The sequence below is a fragment of the Hyphomicrobium sp. MC8b genome, from assembly GCF_905067615.1.
GTDB lineage: Bacteria > Pseudomonadota > Alphaproteobacteria > Rhizobiales > Hyphomicrobiaceae > Hyphomicrobium_B.
The window spans coordinates 3,608,866-3,624,383 of record NZ_LR898465.1; the positions used below are offsets into that span (position 1 = coordinate 3,608,866).

General features: G+C 60.4%; 13 protein-coding genes and 1 pseudogene. 4 read left to right on the top strand and 10 right to left on the bottom strand.

What is annotated here, in order from left to right; genetic code table 11:
* Positions 1-15: 15 nt before the first annotated feature.
* A complete protein-coding gene (locus tag ACLB1Z_RS17390; protein ID WP_409560976.1) occupies positions 16-1,170 on the bottom strand; it encodes an ABC transporter substrate-binding protein in 1,155 nt (384 codons plus the stop codon).
* Positions 1,171-1,464: 294 nt separating this feature from the next.
* On the opposite strand from ACLB1Z_RS17390, the gene ACLB1Z_RS17395 reads away from it, so the two are divergent.
* Positions 1,465-1,857, top strand: coding sequence for a winged helix-turn-helix domain-containing protein (locus ACLB1Z_RS17395; protein ID WP_013949402.1), 393 nt, complete (start codon positions 1,465-1,467; stop codon positions 1,855-1,857).
* 7 nt (positions 1,858-1,864) lie between these two features.
* On the opposite strand, the gene modC is transcribed toward ACLB1Z_RS17395, so the two are convergent.
* The 5 genes from modC to ACLB1Z_RS17420 all read right to left on the bottom strand — a co-directional run bounded on the left by modC (position 1,865) and on the right by ACLB1Z_RS17420 (position 6,840).
* Positions 1,865-2,551 (bottom strand): molybdenum ABC transporter ATP-binding protein, encoded by a 687-nt coding sequence (modC, locus tag ACLB1Z_RS17400; protein ID WP_409560977.1) that lies wholly within the window; start codon positions 2,549-2,551, stop codon positions 1,865-1,867.
* Entirely contained in the window at positions 2,548-3,246 is a 699-nt protein-coding gene (gene modB, locus ACLB1Z_RS17405) for a molybdate ABC transporter permease subunit (RefSeq protein ID WP_409560978.1), read from the bottom strand. Before modB ends, modC begins: the two co-directional genes overlap by 4 nt.
* A 39-nt stretch (positions 3,247-3,285) precedes the next feature.
* Positions 3,286-4,095 carry a molybdate ABC transporter substrate-binding protein gene (gene modA / locus ACLB1Z_RS17410; protein WP_409560979.1) on the bottom strand — a complete coding sequence of 270 codons (810 nt, stop codon included), beginning with the start codon at positions 4,093-4,095 and terminating at the stop codon, positions 3,286-3,288.
* A 172-nt stretch (positions 4,096-4,267) separates the two neighbouring features.
* A complete protein-coding gene (ada, locus tag ACLB1Z_RS17415) occupies positions 4,268-5,377 on the bottom strand; it encodes a bifunctional DNA-binding transcriptional regulator/O6-methylguanine-DNA methyltransferase Ada (protein WP_409563299.1) in 1,110 nt (369 codons plus the stop codon).
* Positions 5,378-5,454: 77 nt separating this feature from the next.
* Complete coding sequence (locus ACLB1Z_RS17420; RefSeq protein ID WP_409560980.1) at positions 5,455-6,840, bottom strand: PLP-dependent aminotransferase family protein; 1,386 nt, start codon at positions 6,838-6,840, stop codon at positions 5,455-5,457.
* A gap of 254 nt (positions 6,841-7,094) precedes the next feature.
* Here ACLB1Z_RS17420 and ACLB1Z_RS17425 point away from each other — a divergent pair, with 254 nt between their 5' ends.
* The 3 genes from ACLB1Z_RS17425 (at position 7,095) to recQ (ending at position 10,734) form a co-directional block, all read left to right on the top strand.
* Positions 7,095-7,496: a DUF983 domain-containing protein gene (locus ACLB1Z_RS17425; RefSeq protein WP_409560981.1), complete on the top strand. Its 402-nt coding sequence runs from the start codon at positions 7,095-7,097 to the stop codon at positions 7,494-7,496.
* Between the two features lie 156 nt (positions 7,497-7,652).
* A complete protein-coding gene (locus ACLB1Z_RS17430) occupies positions 7,653-8,228 on the top strand; it encodes a pyroglutamyl-peptidase I (protein WP_409560982.1) in 576 nt (191 codons plus the stop codon).
* A gap of 322 nt (positions 8,229-8,550) precedes the next feature.
* Positions 8,551-10,734 (top strand): DNA helicase RecQ, encoded by a 2,184-nt coding sequence (gene recQ / locus ACLB1Z_RS17435; protein WP_409560983.1) that lies wholly within the window; start codon positions 8,551-8,553, stop codon positions 10,732-10,734.
* Positions 10,735-10,833: 99 nt separating this feature from the next.
* On the opposite strand, the pseudogene hisG reads toward recQ, so the two are convergent.
* From hisG to ACLB1Z_RS17455, 4 genes and pseudogenes are all read right to left on the bottom strand, one after another.
* Positions 10,834-11,484 (bottom strand): annotated as a pseudogene (hisG, locus tag ACLB1Z_RS17440) (ATP phosphoribosyltransferase); the annotation flags it as partial.
* Positions 11,481-12,656, bottom strand: coding sequence for an ATP phosphoribosyltransferase regulatory subunit (locus tag ACLB1Z_RS17445; RefSeq protein ID WP_409560984.1), 1,176 nt, complete (start codon positions 12,654-12,656; stop codon positions 11,481-11,483). The gene ACLB1Z_RS17445 and the pseudogene hisG, both read right to left, overlap by 4 nt.
* A 2-nt stretch (positions 12,657-12,658) precedes the next feature.
* Positions 12,659-14,155 carry a histidine--tRNA ligase gene (hisS, locus tag ACLB1Z_RS17450; RefSeq protein WP_409560985.1) on the bottom strand — a complete coding sequence of 499 codons (1,497 nt, stop codon included), beginning with the start codon at positions 14,153-14,155 and terminating at the stop codon, positions 12,659-12,661.
* A 127-nt stretch (positions 14,156-14,282) separates the two neighbouring features.
* Positions 14,283-15,476, bottom strand: a complete 1,194-nt coding sequence (locus tag ACLB1Z_RS17455; RefSeq protein ID WP_409560986.1) for a GNAT family N-acetyltransferase — start codon at positions 15,474-15,476, stop codon at positions 14,283-14,285.
* Positions 15,477-15,518 lie beyond the last annotated feature (42 nt).

The window sequence follows — 15,518 nt, forward strand, 5'->3', positions numbered from 1 at the left end:
CAGGACGTGTAACCTTTATTTACCGAGGATCGCGATGAAATCTTTCGCCCACTGCGAATAGGGGACGCAAGAGCTTTCCTTTTCGCACTTCGCAGTCGGTGTACGCCAGAACCAGATCTTTTCGAAGTTTTCTGAACCGTTCGTTTCGCAGCCCTTGTCGCCCAGCAACGCATTGCCCTTACAGGCGGCGGGAACGGTCGGGACGGAACCGAACCAGGACGCCAGATCGCCCTGCAGCTTCGGGTTCAGCGAGTGCTCCATCCACTTGTAGGCGCAGTTCGGATGGGCGGCATTCACATGCATCATGGTCGTGTCGGCCCAACCCGTGGCACCCTCTTCCGGAATGGTCGAGGCGATGGGCTTCTTGTCGGCCTGGAGAAGGTTGACCTGATACGGCCACGACGACGAGGCAACGACGCCTTCGTTCTTGAAGTCATCGACCTGGACGGTGGCATCGTGCCAATAGCGGCCGATCAAGGCGCGCTGCGACTGCAACAGCGCAATGGCTGCGGCGTACTGCTCCTTATTCAGCTCGTATGGGTTCTTGATGCCAAGCTCGGGCTTCTTCTTGCTGAGGAAGAGCGCGGCATCAGCGATATAGATCGGGCCGTCATAGGCCTGAACGCGGCCCTTGTTGCTCTTGCCATCGGGCAGCGTCTGCTCTTCGAACACGACCGACCAGCTCTTAGGCGCCTCCTTAAAGACCGTCGTGTTGTAGGCGAGGACGTTCGGGCCCCATTGGTACGGGACGCCGTAATGGACGCCGTCGACGGTATGCCACGGCGCGTTCTGAAGGCGCGGGTCGATGGTCTTCCAGCTCGGGATCAGGTCGATGTTGATCGGCTGGACTTTCTTGCCTGCGACGAGGCGAAGTGAGGCGTCGCCCGATGCCGTGACGAGATCGAAGCCGCCCTGGTTCATCAGAGTGACCATTTCATCGGACGTCGCTGCGGTCTTCACGTTGACCTTGCAGCCCGTCTCTTTTTCGAAGCCCGTGACCCAATCGTAGTTCTTATCGGACTCGCCGCGCTCGATGTAGCCGGGCCAAGCGACAATATCGACCTCACCCTCGCCCGGTCCGATGGACTTCAAAGGCTCGCCCCAAGCGGAGAAGCTGCCCAACAAAAGAATCGCTGACGATGCTACTAGTGTCTTCCGGGTGGGCGTCATGTGTGCTTACTCCTCCGATTGCACGCCGCGACGAAGCAGCGGGCACCAAGAGCCGCCCAAACCTCTTCGCCGGGTTATACCGGAAGGGATGTTAGTTCAGGATTTTCGGACACGCCAGAGAGGCCTGAAGCGACTCGTTTGCTGAGCAGATGCGAAAATGTCCTGTGGTCGCAATTGGTTGTCACGTAGAGTGCGCCAATGCGCTCTTAACGGAACGTGCTTCCTGCCGGATAGGCCAAACGATGAAAGACCGGCGAGCTTCAGCGCCTCTCCGAAAATACGACACGGTGCGAAATGACAGTCATTAAGATCCGGATCGACTTCGACGACGACCGCTACATCGGTCATGGCCGGATTCAGCTCTTGGAGCTGATCGGCCAGCACGGCTCCATAGCCAAGGCCGCGAAGGCCATGGACATGTCATACAAGCGCGCCTGGTATTTGATGGACGCGTTCAATTCGATGTTTGCCGACCCGCTGATCGAGCGTCAGCATGGCGGCAAGGGCGGTGGGGCCGCGAAGCTCACCCCGTTCGGCGCCGAGCTGGTCCGTCAATACCGGGAGATGGAAGCCAGAGCGCTGACCGTCTTTGCGAAACCGCTTTCGGCAATGGAGAAACATCTGGCGGAAGTCGAAAAGCCAGCAGCCAAGCCACCGAAAAAAGGATCGCAGCCAGCTCGGACGTGATCGCGAGCTAGCGGCTCAACACCTCGGCGGGCGTGCCTACGGCGACTAGTCGGCCATCTGCAATCTTAATGACGCGCGACGCCAGCCGGCGCACCTCGTCGGTGTTGTGCGTCACAAAAACGATCGGCACCTTAAATTCATCGCGGACGCGCTCGATCAGGGTCATGATTTCCATGCGTCGCGCGTCATCGAGGCCCGACAAGGGTTCGTCCATCAGCAGAATGCGCGGCGAGGACAAAAGCGCCCGCGCCATAGCCACACGATGCCTCTCGCCGCCCGAAAGCGTTGCAGGTCGGCGCTTCAAAAGGTGACCGATACCAAGCACGGCGATAATCGCGTCTTCGGGCAAAGCGTTGCCTTCGCTCCGCCTGAACCATTGCCCGAACTTGATGTTCTGCCGGACGGTGAGATGCGGGAAAAGCTGGGCGTCCTGAAAGACCAGCCCGACGCGGCGGCGATGGCGCGGCACGAAGATGCCGGCTTCGATATCGGTCAGCACGTGACCTGAAACAACGATGCGGCCCTTGTCAGGCCTGTGAACGCCAGCGATCATATTCAAGACCGACGTCTTGCCCGAGCCGGACGGCCCGAAAAGCGCCGTCAGCGGACAATTGCTCTCGAAGGCGATGTCGAGGGTAAATCCGTTTCGCTTTTGAAACGCCCAGACGCTGAGTGCCGGCTCCATGCTCGTCATTCGAATACGGCAATCCGCTTCTGGATGCGGCGGTTCAGCATTTCGGACACAATCAATGCGATCATGGCGATGAAAATCGAGACTGCCGCCAGCCGGAGAGCCTGATAGTCGCCGCCCGGCACCTGCGTATAGGTGTAAATCGCCGAGGGTATCGTTTGTGTTTCGCCTGGGATGTTGGAAACGAAGGTGATCGTCGCGCCGAATTCGCCGAGCGCCTTCGCGAAACAGAGAATGGCGCCGACCAGGATTCCGGGCAGCGCCAACGGCAGTGTCACAAGTGTGAAGGTCCACCAGGCATTGGCGCCGAGCGTAGACGCCGCTGTTTCGAGGCGGCGGTCGATGGCTTCAAAAGACAGCCTTATCGCGCGCAACATCAATGGAAAGCCCATGACGCCACATGCGAGCGCGGCGCCCGTCCACCGAAAAGAAAAGGTGATACCGAAAAGGTCATAGAGCTCTCTGCCCACCGGCCCATGGCGGCCGAACGTCAGCAGCAGAAAATAGCCGGTAACGACGGGAGGCAGGACGAGCGGCAAGTGGAGGAACCCGTCAAGAATGACCTTCCCTGGAAACCGCCACCTCGCGAGAACGTAGGCCAGAAAAAGCGCGATCGGCAGTCCGACAAGCGTGCCGACCGTTGCGACGCGCAGGCTAAGCAGAATGGCCGTCCATTCGTCGGGGGAAAATCCTAGCACCCTAGCCGCCTTTCATTCGCAATTTCGCGGATCGTTTCGCTATTTGTTGAGAACGGTGAAGCCTTGCTTCGTGAAGAATGCGTGTGCTTCTGGCGTCTTCAGATAGCTGACGAAGGCCGTATCGGCGTCTGCATTCTTCGATGCGGCGATGATCGCAATGGGATAGATGATCGGCGGATGCGTGTCGGCGGGGAACGCGTCGACGATCTTAACCTTGGGCTCCGCAGCAGCGTCCGTTTCGTAGACGATACCGAGTGGTGCTTCGCCCTGCGCAACGAGCGCCAAGGCGGCGCGGACATTATCGGCTTGCGCGACTTTGGGTTCGACATCCTTCCAAACGCCCAGCTTTTCAAGTGCGGCATGTCCATACTTGCCGGCCGGCACCGATTTGACGTTCGCCATCGCGATGTGATTGTCGCCCAGGGTCGCGGCGAGCGGGAAATCCTTCGCGATCTTCAACGAGACCGTGCTGTCTTTCGGAGCAATCAGGACAAGGCGGTTGCCAAGCAGGTTGAAGCGCGTGTCGGTCTTGATCAGATCTTTTTTCTGGACGTAATCCATCCAGTCGAGATCGGCCGAAATGAAGATGTCGGCAGGTGCCCCCTGCTCGATCTGCTTAGCGAGCGCGGATGAACCCGCGTAAGAGATGACGATCTTGTTGCCGGTGCTCTTCTCATAGGCCTTGGCGGCGTCGTTGAGTGCGTTCCTCAGACTGGCTGCGGCGAAGATAGTGATGGTTGATGTACCGGTGTTTTGCGCCTGGGCGTCGGCCCAAAGCGTTGAAACCAGCATGAGGCCGGCAAGGGCGATACGCAGAGACAGACGTGACAGAATCGACGCCGCGAGCATTTCCAGACCCACCCTGATGATCGATTGCGATATAGTCGCAAGGATATCTAGGGCGGGAGCGTTTGCAACGGGTCGTTTGGAAGCATAATCCAGACTTAGTTCAAACTTCGACTCCTAAAGGCCGTCGCCGGGATACGCGACACATGAGGTTCAATCGACCTTCGGTGCGCCATTAACCGCGCGGCTTTGGCTTTTTGGCACTACCCGCCTCGCGCGCGATCAACATGCTTTTACGCTCCACGCCCCAGCGGTAACCAGCCAGGCTGCCGTCGGCACGAACGACGCGATGGCAGGGAACGGCAATCGCCAACGGGTTGGTTGCGCAGGCCCTCGCGACGGCCCGGACAGCTTTGGGACGGCCGACCCGGTCAGCAATTTCCGTGTACGTGGCAGTTGCGCCGAGCGGTATGTCCCGAAGCGCCTTCCAGACGCGCTGCTGAAATGCCGTGCCGCGAATATCGAGCGGCAGGTCAACCGGCTGTTGCGGATGCTCGACCAGACCGACGACGTCCGAGACGATTTTTTCGAACTGGCGATCTCCGGCAATGCGTTCGGCGTGGGGAAAAATAGCTTCAAGGTCTGCGATCAGTTGCTCGCGGTCGTCGCCGATCAGAATGGCGGCTATTCCCTTAGCGCTTGCGGCGACCAGAATATCTCCCAGAGAGCTGCGTCCATAGGCAAACGTCAGCACCTCGTTTTTGCCGCCGCGACGGAACGTTTTCGGCGACATGCCAAGCGACTCGGAGGCGTTCGCATAAAAGCGAGCGCTCGAATTGAAGCCAGCATCGTAAATTGCTTCTGTCACGGACGTGCTCCTCTGCAATTCCTTGCGAACGGCTTTGCGGCGATGCGCGAGCGCAAACTCTTTCGGTGTCACGCCGACGATCTCCTTGAAGATCCGATGGAAGTGAAACCGGCTGAGGCCGCTCGCCTTCGCCAGTTCGTCGAGGTTTGGAACATCGCTGCCGTCCTCCAGCGCACGGCATGCGGCAGCGATGATTTCGGCGCGACGCGCAACCAGCGACATCTCATCGGGACGACAACGCTTGCAGGGGCGAAAGCCTGCGGCTTCGGCGGCCGCCGGCGTTACATGAAATGCCACGTTCTCTCGCTTAGCGCGACGCGATGGGCATGACGGCCGGCAATAGACGCCCGTCGACGTGACGGAGAAAAAAAACGCTCCGTCGGCAGATCTATCGCGCGCAAGGACGGCGGCCCAGCGCTCCGCATCCGGCTCGGCCGTCTCAGCGGATTTCTGTGGAGCTTTATCTTTGCGGGCCATTGCGGTTCGGGATGTCATGGTGCGCGCATCGTAGCGCGAGGCCCATTTCAATACACCCCGAACCTTGCTTTCAAATTTCAGACGATCGCCTTTACGGCGACTGCCGGTTGCGAGATGATGGTCGCGACCTGCTTTAGCGCTTCGACCAGCGACTCGCGGTCGGGTGCGACGCCAAGCGAGAGCCGCAGCGCTTCAGGTTCTTCGGTGCCCGTCGCAAAAGCGGAACTCGGGACAACGGAAATTCCTGATCGGCCTGCGTGATCGGCGAAATCCGCAGCACGCCAATGCACCGGCATTTTCAGCCAGATGTGATGGCCGCAGCGGTCGGCTGCGATATTGGCGTCGCCGAGGACTGTTTTTGCCAAACGCTGACGGGCGATATTTTCATCGCGAATGGCGACAGTCAGATCGTCGACGATGCCCGTCGAAATCCAACGCGAAGCGACGGCGGCATTGATCGGCGGCACCATCAAGTTGACGGCGCGGATGACGCCCGCCAGCCGCATCGCCTGGGCTGCGCCGGGCGCAACGACGTAGGCGATACGCAGCGCTGGTGTTGCGCACTTCGATAAGGTCGCAATATGCCATGTCAACTCCGGCGCTAAAGCCGCGAGCGGTGCCAGCGGCTCGAACTGCAGTGCCGAATAAGGATCGTCCTCAATGATCGTCACGCCGTAGCGTCGGGCGATGGCGACGATCTCGCGGCGGCGTTCTTCGGGAAGGGTTGCCGTCGTCGGGTTGTCGATGGACGGGATGACATAGAGCGCCTTCGGCGGCCGTTTCAGGCAGCAGGCCTCGAACGACTGCGGAACGATACCTTTGTCATCCATTGCCAGCGGATACAAAGCAAACCCGCGCTGCTGTGCGACTGCCTTCAGCCCAGGATAGGTGACGCAGCCGGCGGCAATCGTATCGCCTGCAGCGAGCACGCATTCGCAAATGGCGAAGAGCGCGCTCTGGGCGCCACTCGCCAACACGATCGACGATGGCCGAACCTGATTGATGCGACGCCCAAGCCATGTTGCCGCCGCGGCGCGATCGGTGTCGCTGCCGGTGCTCTCCTGATAGTGCAGGTGGAGCATGCCATGTTCTTCGGAGAGGAGATTGGCGACGGTCTCCGGAATCAGGCGCTTGAGATTCGCACTTGTCGGCTGTGGGGGAATATTCATGCTGAGATCGACGGCAGGCGGTGATCCGAGACCCAACATGCGGCCATCATCAATGCGGCGGCGAATAAACGTCCCGCGTCCGGCATTGGCTTCCACAAGTCCACGCCGCCGCGCCTCGTTGAACGCACGCGTAACCGTCGTGAGGTCGACCCCCAGCACCTCGGCGATCGTCCTTTGCGGCGGCAGCCGATCGCCGGGCTGAATGTGCCCTTCCTTCAGGTCCGCCTCGATGGCTTCGACAATGCCGCGGTATTTGAGCTGGCTACCTTCAACCAGCCAAGGTTTCCAAGACATTTCCGATATCCTTGAATACAGAAGCCATATATGGTTCTATCATGTATGGCAAATACACGGAAGTGCAAATCATACAGTTTCGCCACCGTTGACTTCCGAGTCTGACGAAAGTAGCTATTTACTCGTATCTTGTCGTGTTTTGAAGCCTTTTAGACCAAAAGACGCTGAGCCATACAATAGCTATAATGTCCGGCCCATAAGCCATACATTATGTGTGCACGTGGTCTGAAACTGACTAAAAAAGGATTGTTATCATGTGTGCGGAACATCAATGGCCGGAACTTCCCCCAACGAAAACGGGGCTGTGGGGCCTTTGCCCGCGCTGCGGCAAGGGCAAGATTTTCGACGGATTCCTGACGCTCAAGAAGGCCTGCCCTGTGTGCGGACTGGACCTGTCATTTGCCGATCCGGCCGATGGACCGGCGTTTTTCGTAATGTGCTTCGCCTGTATTCCGAGCGCCTTGTTCGCGGTCTGGCTGGAGGTCGCGCATTCCCCTCCGTACTGGGTGCATCTCGTCACCAGCCTGCCGTTGATCCTGCTGACGTGCATTCCGCCACTGCGGCCTCTCAAGGGATGGCTCATCGCGAGCCAGTACTTCAACAAAGCTGAGGAGGGCCGGCTAGTGTTCAGCAAGGAGCCTCCGAAGACGCCGTGAGACGCCGGTCGGTGAGGCGTGAGACATGCGATCCCGGCCGTTCAAGGGATAACGGACAGCCGCTATAGTCGGCAGATGCCCAATTCCGACGAGCTCGCTTCATCTCCGACGGTCCTGCTGACGGGTTTTGGCCCATTTCCGGGTGTCCCGGTTAATGTGTCTGGAGAAGTTGTCAGGGTTGTCGTTCGCCTTGCACGCCGGGCATTTCCGGCATTTCATTTCGTCGCCGCGGTGCTGCCGACGGAATGGCGGCGCGCGCCTGAACTTGTCGCGACGCTACACGATCGCTTTCGTCCGAGCCTAACGCTGCATATCGGTGTGGCATCGGGTGAGCTGGGCATTCGGCTTGAGACATGCGCGGGAAATGTGTGCCGGGCGGCACCCGATGCTGCGGGGTTGCTACCGCTCGCGACCTCACTGTGTGCCGGCGGACCGTCGGAACGCCGCGCCAGCATCGATAACGCCGCGATTGCAGCCGCCTTGCGGGCACGTGGCACAACCTGCACGATTTCCGACGACGCCGGGGGCTATCTCTGCAATGCCGTGCTCTATCAATCGCTCGCGAGCGCCGAAGCGCGCGGGTCAGGAGCGGTAGGCTTCGTCCATATTCCCGCAGATCTTGGTTCGGCCAGAGCCATCACCATGGATGAGGCCGGAGCGACAGCGCTCGGCATTATCGGAATCGCCCTCGGCGCCAAGGACGCAACAGCCGCCACACCGGCTTCGGCATAGGTCCTAAGATTCTGATTTTCTGTGAGGATTAGGCTGCGGCCCGACCAAGCGGGGAAGACGGGGGGATGTCTTGGGGCTCGGTCGGGCTCAGCAGCATCTGGTGCGCACGGGGGGAGGTGTCGACACCAGCTTGAGGAGCAACATAGCCGGGAAAACATGAACTCATCCTGAACGCAGGGTTAAATAGTCGCAACCTTTCGGCATCAGGGAAGCCCTCAATAGAATCAACGACTTTTTGAGTTGCACGGGCCATGAGCGGAGACCCCGGCCCTCGAATCAGATTAGCGTTCCGGCTTCGATCGTTCAGTTCAAAGGTTTTCGAATGCCGGCCCGCGCCGCGCCGCTTTCCCTTCCGCTTGCGCCAACCACGGACAGCCAGATGGAGGCCGCTCGCGCGACCCTTGAAAATGTCTTCGGCTACAAGGGTTTCCGGTCTCACCAAAGCGACATCATCCGGACGCTCCTCAGCGGCGGCGATTGCCTGGCGCTGATGCCGACCGGAGGCGGCAAGTCGCTGTGCTATCAAATCCCTGCCCTCGTCCGACCCGGCACCGGCATTGTCGTCTCACCGCTCATCGCCTTGATGCAGGATCAGGTCGATGCCCTGCGCGATCTCGGGGTGAAGGCCGCGTTCCTCAACTCGACGCAGGATCGCGCGACCCAAGACCAGATCGAGCGGCAATTCGCGGCCGGTGGGCTCGACCTGCTCTACGTCGCTCCCGAACGGCTCGTGCAGGAGCGCACGCTCAATCTGCTGGAACGCAGCGACATCGCGATTTTTGCCATCGACGAGGCACACTGCGTCTCGCAATGGGGACACGACTTCCGGCCGGAGTACCGGCAGCTCAAAATCCTGGCGCAGCGTTTTCCGAACGTGCCGCGTGTGGCGCTGACGGCGACGGCGGACGAGCGCACGCGGCAGGACATCATTTCGGAGTTGTCGCTCGAAAACGCGGCGGCCTTCATTGCCAGCTTCGACCGGCCGAACATTCGCTATACCATCGCGGAACTCGGCAGCGTCAGTTCTCGCGAGCGCTTGTGGCAGTTCATCGAGAGCGAGCATCCGACCGATGCCGGGATCGTCTATTGCCTGTCGCGCAAGTCGGTCGAAGAGACGGCGGCGTGGCTGTCATCGAAAGGCCGCAAGGCGCTCGCCTATCACGCAGGCCTCGATGCACACTTGCGTGCAGCGGCGCAGTCGAAGTTTCTCACGGAAGACGGGCTTATTATCGTCGCCACGATCGCGTTCGGCATGGGAATCGACAAGCCGGACGTGCGCTTTGTCGCGCATCTCAATCTGCCGAAGTCGATCGAGTCCTACTATCAGGAGACGGGCCGTGCGGGGCGTGACGGCGAAGCGGCGAATGCCTGGATGGCCTACGGCTTCCAGGATATCGTGCAGCTTCGGCAATGGATCAATCAATCTGAAGGTTCGGACGCCTTCAAGAAGGTGCAGCGGCAGAAGCTCGACGCGCTGATCGGGCTGGCGGAAATGCCGGGCTGCCGCCGTCAAGCATTGCTTGCCTATTTCGGCGAGACGCGTTCGGAGCCGTGCGGGAACTGCGATAACTGTCTCAATCCTCCCCACACCGAAGATGGCACGGTGTTGGCACAGAAGGCGCTCTCCGCCGTCTATCGCACCGAGCAGCGTTTCGGCGTTACCTATCTCGTTGACGTTCTGACCGGCGGCGTCGATGAGCGGATCATCCGTAACGGCCATGACCGACTTTCTGTTTACGGCATCGGCAAGGACGTGCCGCAGGCAACGTGGAAAGGGCTTTACCGGCAGCTCACGGCGCTCGGCTATCTCTCGATCGACGAAGAGGGCGTCGGTTCGCTCGTGCTGACCGAACGGTCGCGGCCTTTGCTGCGCGGCGAGGAGCGTTTCCTTTTGCGCGTGACGCGGCAGAGCGCGAAATCGTCGAAGCGTTCGGCATCGGCGAGCCCCAAAGTCGCGCGCGAAAACCAGCCGCTGTTCGACGCACTGCGCGCGATGCGCCAGAAACTTGCGGCGTCTGCGAAGCTGCCGCCTTACGTGGTCGCGCAGGACAAGACGCTGATCGAGTTATCTGAGAAGCGGCCGACGACGGAAAGCGCTCTGCACGACATCATGGGCCTCGGCGCCAGCAAGATCGCGCGCTACGGCGCGGCGTTTCTTGAGGTGATCTCGCAATTCAAGAAGCATCCGGCACTAAACAACCGTTTGTCGGCGACGGTGAATGTCACGCTTGCCGCGCACCTGCGCGGGCTTGATGCCGAAGCGATCGCAGCGGATCGCGGGATCGAGGTGTCGACGGTTTACGGTCATCTGGCGGAAGCCATCGAAGCCGGTCTCGTCACGGCGGACGATGCCTTGAAGCTCGAGCCGGCGGAGCGCGACGAAATCGAAGCGGCATTTGAGCGTTGTCAGACCCGTGATAGCGGCAAGCTTGGTCCCGCATTCGCGGCGCTCGACGGGCAGTACGACTATGGCATCCTGAAATGCCTGCTCGCGGATAGCATGTAAACTTCGCTGCCGTACGGCGAAGGCGCGTTAGCGGGCCGTCGCTTTCTCCGGGATCGAGGCGGACAGCTTGCCCGTCAGTTCAGCGCAAAGCGCTTCGAGTTCCGGCGTCCATGGCGCGGCGTTCGTCGCGAACAGGTTGGCTTGCGATTTGAGGATCACGCCGTCGTCCAAAATCTTGAGACCGTTGGCGCGGAGCGTTTCGCCCGTCGTCGTTATGTCGACGATCAGCTCCGCCATGCCGGATGACGGGGCTCCCTCGGTCGCGCCGGCGCTTTCGATGATGCGATAATCACCGTAACCCTTGGAGCCGAAGAAGCGGCGCGTCAGGTTGATGTATTTCGTCGCGACGCGAGGCCAGCGGCCGTGCTTGCGGCGAAACGGAATGGCGATCTCTTCGAGTTCGGCCACGGTCGAAACATCGATCCAGCACGTCGGCACTGCAACGACGACGTCAGCGAAACCGAAGCCAAGCTTGTGCAGGAAACGAATGCGCGTAGCGGCGTCGGAGATGTTCTCGCGGATCAAGTCTTCGCCGGTAATACCGAGGTGGACGCTGCCGGACTTCAAGGCTTCTGCGATTTCGCTCGACGACACATACGCGACGTCGACGCCGGGAAGGCCTTCGATCTCGCCGCGATAGCCGCGAACGTGGCCGACCTTGCGCACGACAAGACCAGCTCGCGCGAACATGTCGGTCGTCTGTTCCATCAGACGGCCCTTTGAGGGGATAGCGAGCGTCAGCTTGCTCATGCTTTGCCTCCCCGGACTGCCAGCAAGCGCTCGGAATGAACCGCCGCGCCGACGGCCGGAATGTCTTCGTTCGAGCCCGCGGCGCGCATCAAACCGTCATAACGACCACCTCCGGCGATCGGACTTTTGGCGCCAAGTTCCGCGGCGTTCACCTCGAAGACGAGGCCGGTATAATATGCGAGTGTGCGGCCGAACTCGGCGGAAAACGTCACGCGGTCGAGGTCGATGCCGGCGTTGGCGAGGAGAGCCAGGCGGCGGTCGTAGGTTTCGAGCGCGTAGCCAGAACCGTTCGGCGCTTCCTTGATCAGCGCAGAGATCTTTTCGCCCGCCGTGATCGCCGGACCGGAGACATTGATGTAACGCTCGATCAGCTCGATGGTTTGCGTGTCGAGCGGCTTCTCCTGGCGATCCTCGGCGATGTCGATGAGGTGCGTCGTGATGTCGGTGAGCGAGCGCGTACCGATCAGCTCGATGGCTTCTTCTTCGAGATAGACGGCGACCGCGGCTTCGCTTGCCTCCATGTCGTCGCGGCGAAGCGAGGAGAGAACCTCTTCCGGGATGCTCGAAGACGCCGGGCGCACGCTTGCCGCATAGCCTTTCAGGGCTTCACGGAACGAAAGCGGCCGCAGGAACGCATCGTCGAGACGCTTTTTCCAGTTCGGGGACAGGCCAGCGGCATCGAGCACGCTCGAAAACAGGCCGAGATCGCCGAGGCGCATCGTCCAGTCCTTGAAGCCCGTCTTCTCGATGGCCTTGATGATGATCGCGACTGTCTCAGCTTCGGCCACTTCGCGCGACTTATCGCCGAAGCGCTCGATACCGGCTTGGCGGAACTCGCGCGGGTGCGCGGCGGTTGCGCCTTGCGGCTGAAATCGGAACGCCGGGCCGTTGTAGCAATAGCGCGCGGGCGTCATCGGATCAGCATGACGCTCTAAGTGCAGGCGGCAGGTCGGCACGGTGATGTCGGGGCGCAGGCACAGCTCGGCGCCGTCCTGATCAGTGAAGACGTACGTTCGCGCGCGCAGGCTCTCGCCGATGACGTCGAGAAAGACGTCAGCGGGCTGGATGATCGGCGGCGCGACGGCATCGTAGCCGGCCTTGATGAAGACCGACATCATCGTCTGCGCTTGGCTTGCCAGCGCTTCGAGATTTTGGACTGTCTCAGCGGTCATAGCTATTCCTGGTGCCGCTTGATGAGATTGTGAACTTCTTGCACGAGGTGCGCTTCGGAAACAGAGAACTGAGCCGGGCGCGTCTCTTTCCATTCCTTGTTGTCCTTGATCGCGGCGGCGGCTTTCGCGCCTTCGATCAGATCCTTGATCGTCACCTCGCCCTTGGCGCGCTCATCCGAACCTTGAATGATGACGCACGGGCTGTTGCGCTTGTCGGCGTATTTAATTTGGTCGCCGAATGATTTTGCGTTTCCGAGGTACATCTCGGCGCGGATACCGGCGTTGCGGAGCGCTTGCGTCATTTTTTGATAACCGGCCACCGAGTCGGCGTCCTTATCCATGACGAGAACGACCACTGGGCCGAGCGCTTGGATCTTGCTCTCATTGATGAGTGACAGCGCAGCCTGCAAGCGCGACACGCCAATGGAGAAGCCCGTGGCAGCAACTTGCTGGCCGGTGAAGCGCGCGATGAGATCGTCGTAGCGACCGCCGCCGCCAACAGAACCGAACCGCACAGGTTTGCCGTCGTCGCCTTTGATCTCGAATGTCAGCTCGGCTTCGAAGACCGGGCCGGTGTAATATTCGAGCCCGCGGACGACAGAGTAATCGGGAACTCGAATTTTGCCCTCATATCCGGCTTTCTCCACGAAGCGTTTGAGTTCGCTGAGATCGGCCAATCCATCGACGTAGAGCTGTGACGGCTCGAAGCTTCCGGTGCGCTTTGCTGCGATGCCAGGGCTGGCCTGTTCGAGAGCCGGCTGACTCACGAAATCCAAGAGCGCATCAATTTGTTCTTTCTTCAGTCCAGCACCCTTGGTGAAATCGCCGGATTCGTCCTTGCGTCCAGGGCCTAAAAGAAGCGCGACTTCGTCCTTAGAAAATTTATCGAGCTTATCAAGTGAACGGAGGACTGCTAAGCGGCGCGTGTCGTCGGCAAGATCAACGCCGACCGTCTCCAACATACCGTCGAGCACCTTGCGGCTGTTGACCTTGATGACATATTTGCCCTTCAGCCCAAGTGCTTCAAGCGTATCGGCAGCGAGCATGCAGAGTTCGGCATCGGCTGCGACGCTTTTCGCCCCCACCGTATCGGCATCGAACTGCATGAACTGGCGAAAGCGGCCGGGGCCGGGTTTCTCGTTGCGATAGACGTTGCCGAACGCATAGCGGCGGAACGGCTTCGGCAGGGTCTGGAAATTCTGAGCCACATAACGAGCGAGCGGCGCGGTGAGATCATAGCGCAGGCTCATCCATTGCTCGTCCTCGTCCTGAAACGAGAAGACGCCTGCATTCGGACGATCCTGGTCGGGCAGAAACTTGCCGAGCGCGTCGGTATATTCGATCGCAGGCGTTTCGAGCGCCTCGAAGCCATAGCGCTCATAGACGTCACGGATCTTCGCGATCATGTCATTGAGCGCCTTCAGCTCGGGCGCTTCGATATCGCGAAAACCCTTCGCGAGGCGCGCTTTGGGACGCGTGTTGGTATTTGCTTTGGACATGACGAGGATCGGAGAACCAGGGCCAAATAAAAAAGTTGCCGAGACACCCTGGCGGGCGTCCGGCGTGTGAGCCCGCCTTATATCGGATCGACCGGCATGAGGAAAGTCGGGCAGAAATGCCCAAAATTCAGCTTCGGAAGCGGGGCAGCGCCCTCTTGAGCGCCGACGTGAGGCGCGAGGTGCCGCGGAGCTGGACGCCAAGCTCGTGCGCGATCGCTTTTGGCAGGGCCGCGAGGTCCTGGGCGACGATGAGATCGTAAAGAGGGATTTCCTCGGTTCCGAACCCGTGCTTCAGCGGATTGGCGTTAATGCCCAAGTCGAAGCGGCGGACACCTTGGGCCACCAGATGCTTCACCGTTTCGAGCACGACGAGGCGGCCGGGCGAAAGGTGGCTCCATTGCTCGCCGCCTGTCGAAATTGAGAGCAGCGAAAAGGCGCCCTCATGGCTCAGGCCGAACAGGGTGGCGACGATCCGGCCGCACGCCTCCAGTGCAAACAGCAACGTCACCCCGGCGTCGGCGCCGTCGAAAGCCAGGCGCTCGAAAAATTCGCGATTGGACCTCTCGGCAAAAATGTCCTTGGTTCCGCGAGCAGCGTGCCACACGGCCTGCTGCTCCTCCATCGTCGCAAAGATGTGCGCGATCTCATCATCGGTCTCGGCACAGACGAGGCGCGGATTGTCCTCGCTCTGCCAGAGCCGATGGCAGCGCTCCACGTCCTTGCGGTACCTCTTGCCGAGCCCCTGCAGATAATCATCGAAGCTGCCCGTTATGACGAGGCGGTGCGCCGAAGCACGCGACGTAGAACTGCCGAACAGATCAATCAGTGGGTTCGGGCAACCGCCGATCTCGGCGGGCATACGTTCGAGGCGGATAAGATCGACATCGCGGATGGCGGCACGCAACGCTCGCCAAATATCGCGAATGCGGTCGGGATCGGACAACGGCTCGGGCCCAAGAAGAGGCGCGCCTTGGCCCACGGCTTCGAGAGCGGCGAGGCTCGCAACGCGCAACAGACCTTCCTTCGCGACAACGAGCGGCAAAGCCAGAACAACCTGATCGCTTTCGCTGTCGGTTACGACAGCAAGACGCGGCATGGCGCGGTGCGCGTGCGCGACTTCGTCATAGAAAACGGTAAGCCAGTTAAGCGTTTGAAAGCCCGTTGCGACGAGGCCGCCTTCAATGACTTCGAGTGCTGCCAGCGCATCGTCAGCACCGTCAAAAATTTCGGCAACAAAGCGGCTTTCGCCCGGCGTCGCCGACCGCGCCTGTTCCCCTGCGGCGCTCAGATAAGCACCGTTCCCCGTTTCTGCCGTCGCCATTACGCACTACACTCTTGGCGTTGCGAGCGGATACTCGCCCCC

Bases quoted from the DNA above. Each gene is read 5' to 3' on its own strand.
- ACLB1Z_RS17425 (WP_409560981.1), top strand. From the start codon at position 7,095: ATGTGTGCGGAACATCAATGGCCGGAACTTCCCCCAACGAAAACGGGG.
- ACLB1Z_RS17395 (WP_013949402.1), top strand. From the start codon at position 1,465: ATGACAGTCATTAAGATCCGGATCGACTTCGACGACGACCGCTACATC.
- recQ (WP_409560983.1), top strand. From the start codon at position 8,551: ATGCCGGCCCGCGCCGCGCCGCTTTCCCTTCCGCTTGCGCCAACCACG.
- modC (WP_409560977.1), bottom strand. From the start codon at position 2,551: ATGACGAGCATGGAGCCGGCACTCAGCGTCTGGGCGTTTCAAAAGCGA.
- ACLB1Z_RS17455 (WP_409560986.1), bottom strand. From the start codon at position 15,476: ATGGCGACGGCAGAAACGGGGAACGGTGCTTATCTGAGCGCCGCAGGG.
- ACLB1Z_RS17445 (WP_409560984.1), bottom strand. From the start codon at position 12,656: ATGACCGCTGAGACAGTCCAAAATCTCGAAGCGCTGGCAAGCCAAGCG.
- ACLB1Z_RS17420 (WP_409560980.1), bottom strand. From the start codon at position 6,840: ATGTCTTGGAAACCTTGGCTGGTTGAAGGTAGCCAGCTCAAATACCGC.
- ACLB1Z_RS17390 (WP_409560976.1), bottom strand. From the start codon at position 1,170: ATGACGCCCACCCGGAAGACACTAGTAGCATCGTCAGCGATTCTTTTG.
- ada (WP_409563299.1), bottom strand. From the start codon at position 5,377: ATGGCCCGCAAAGATAAAGCTCCACAGAAATCCGCTGAGACGGCCGAG.
- modA (WP_409560979.1), bottom strand. From the start codon at position 4,095: ATGCTCGCGGCGTCGATTCTGTCACGTCTGTCTCTGCGTATCGCCCTT.
- hisS (WP_409560985.1), bottom strand. From the start codon at position 14,155: ATGTCCAAAGCAAATACCAACACGCGTCCCAAAGCGCGCCTCGCGAAG.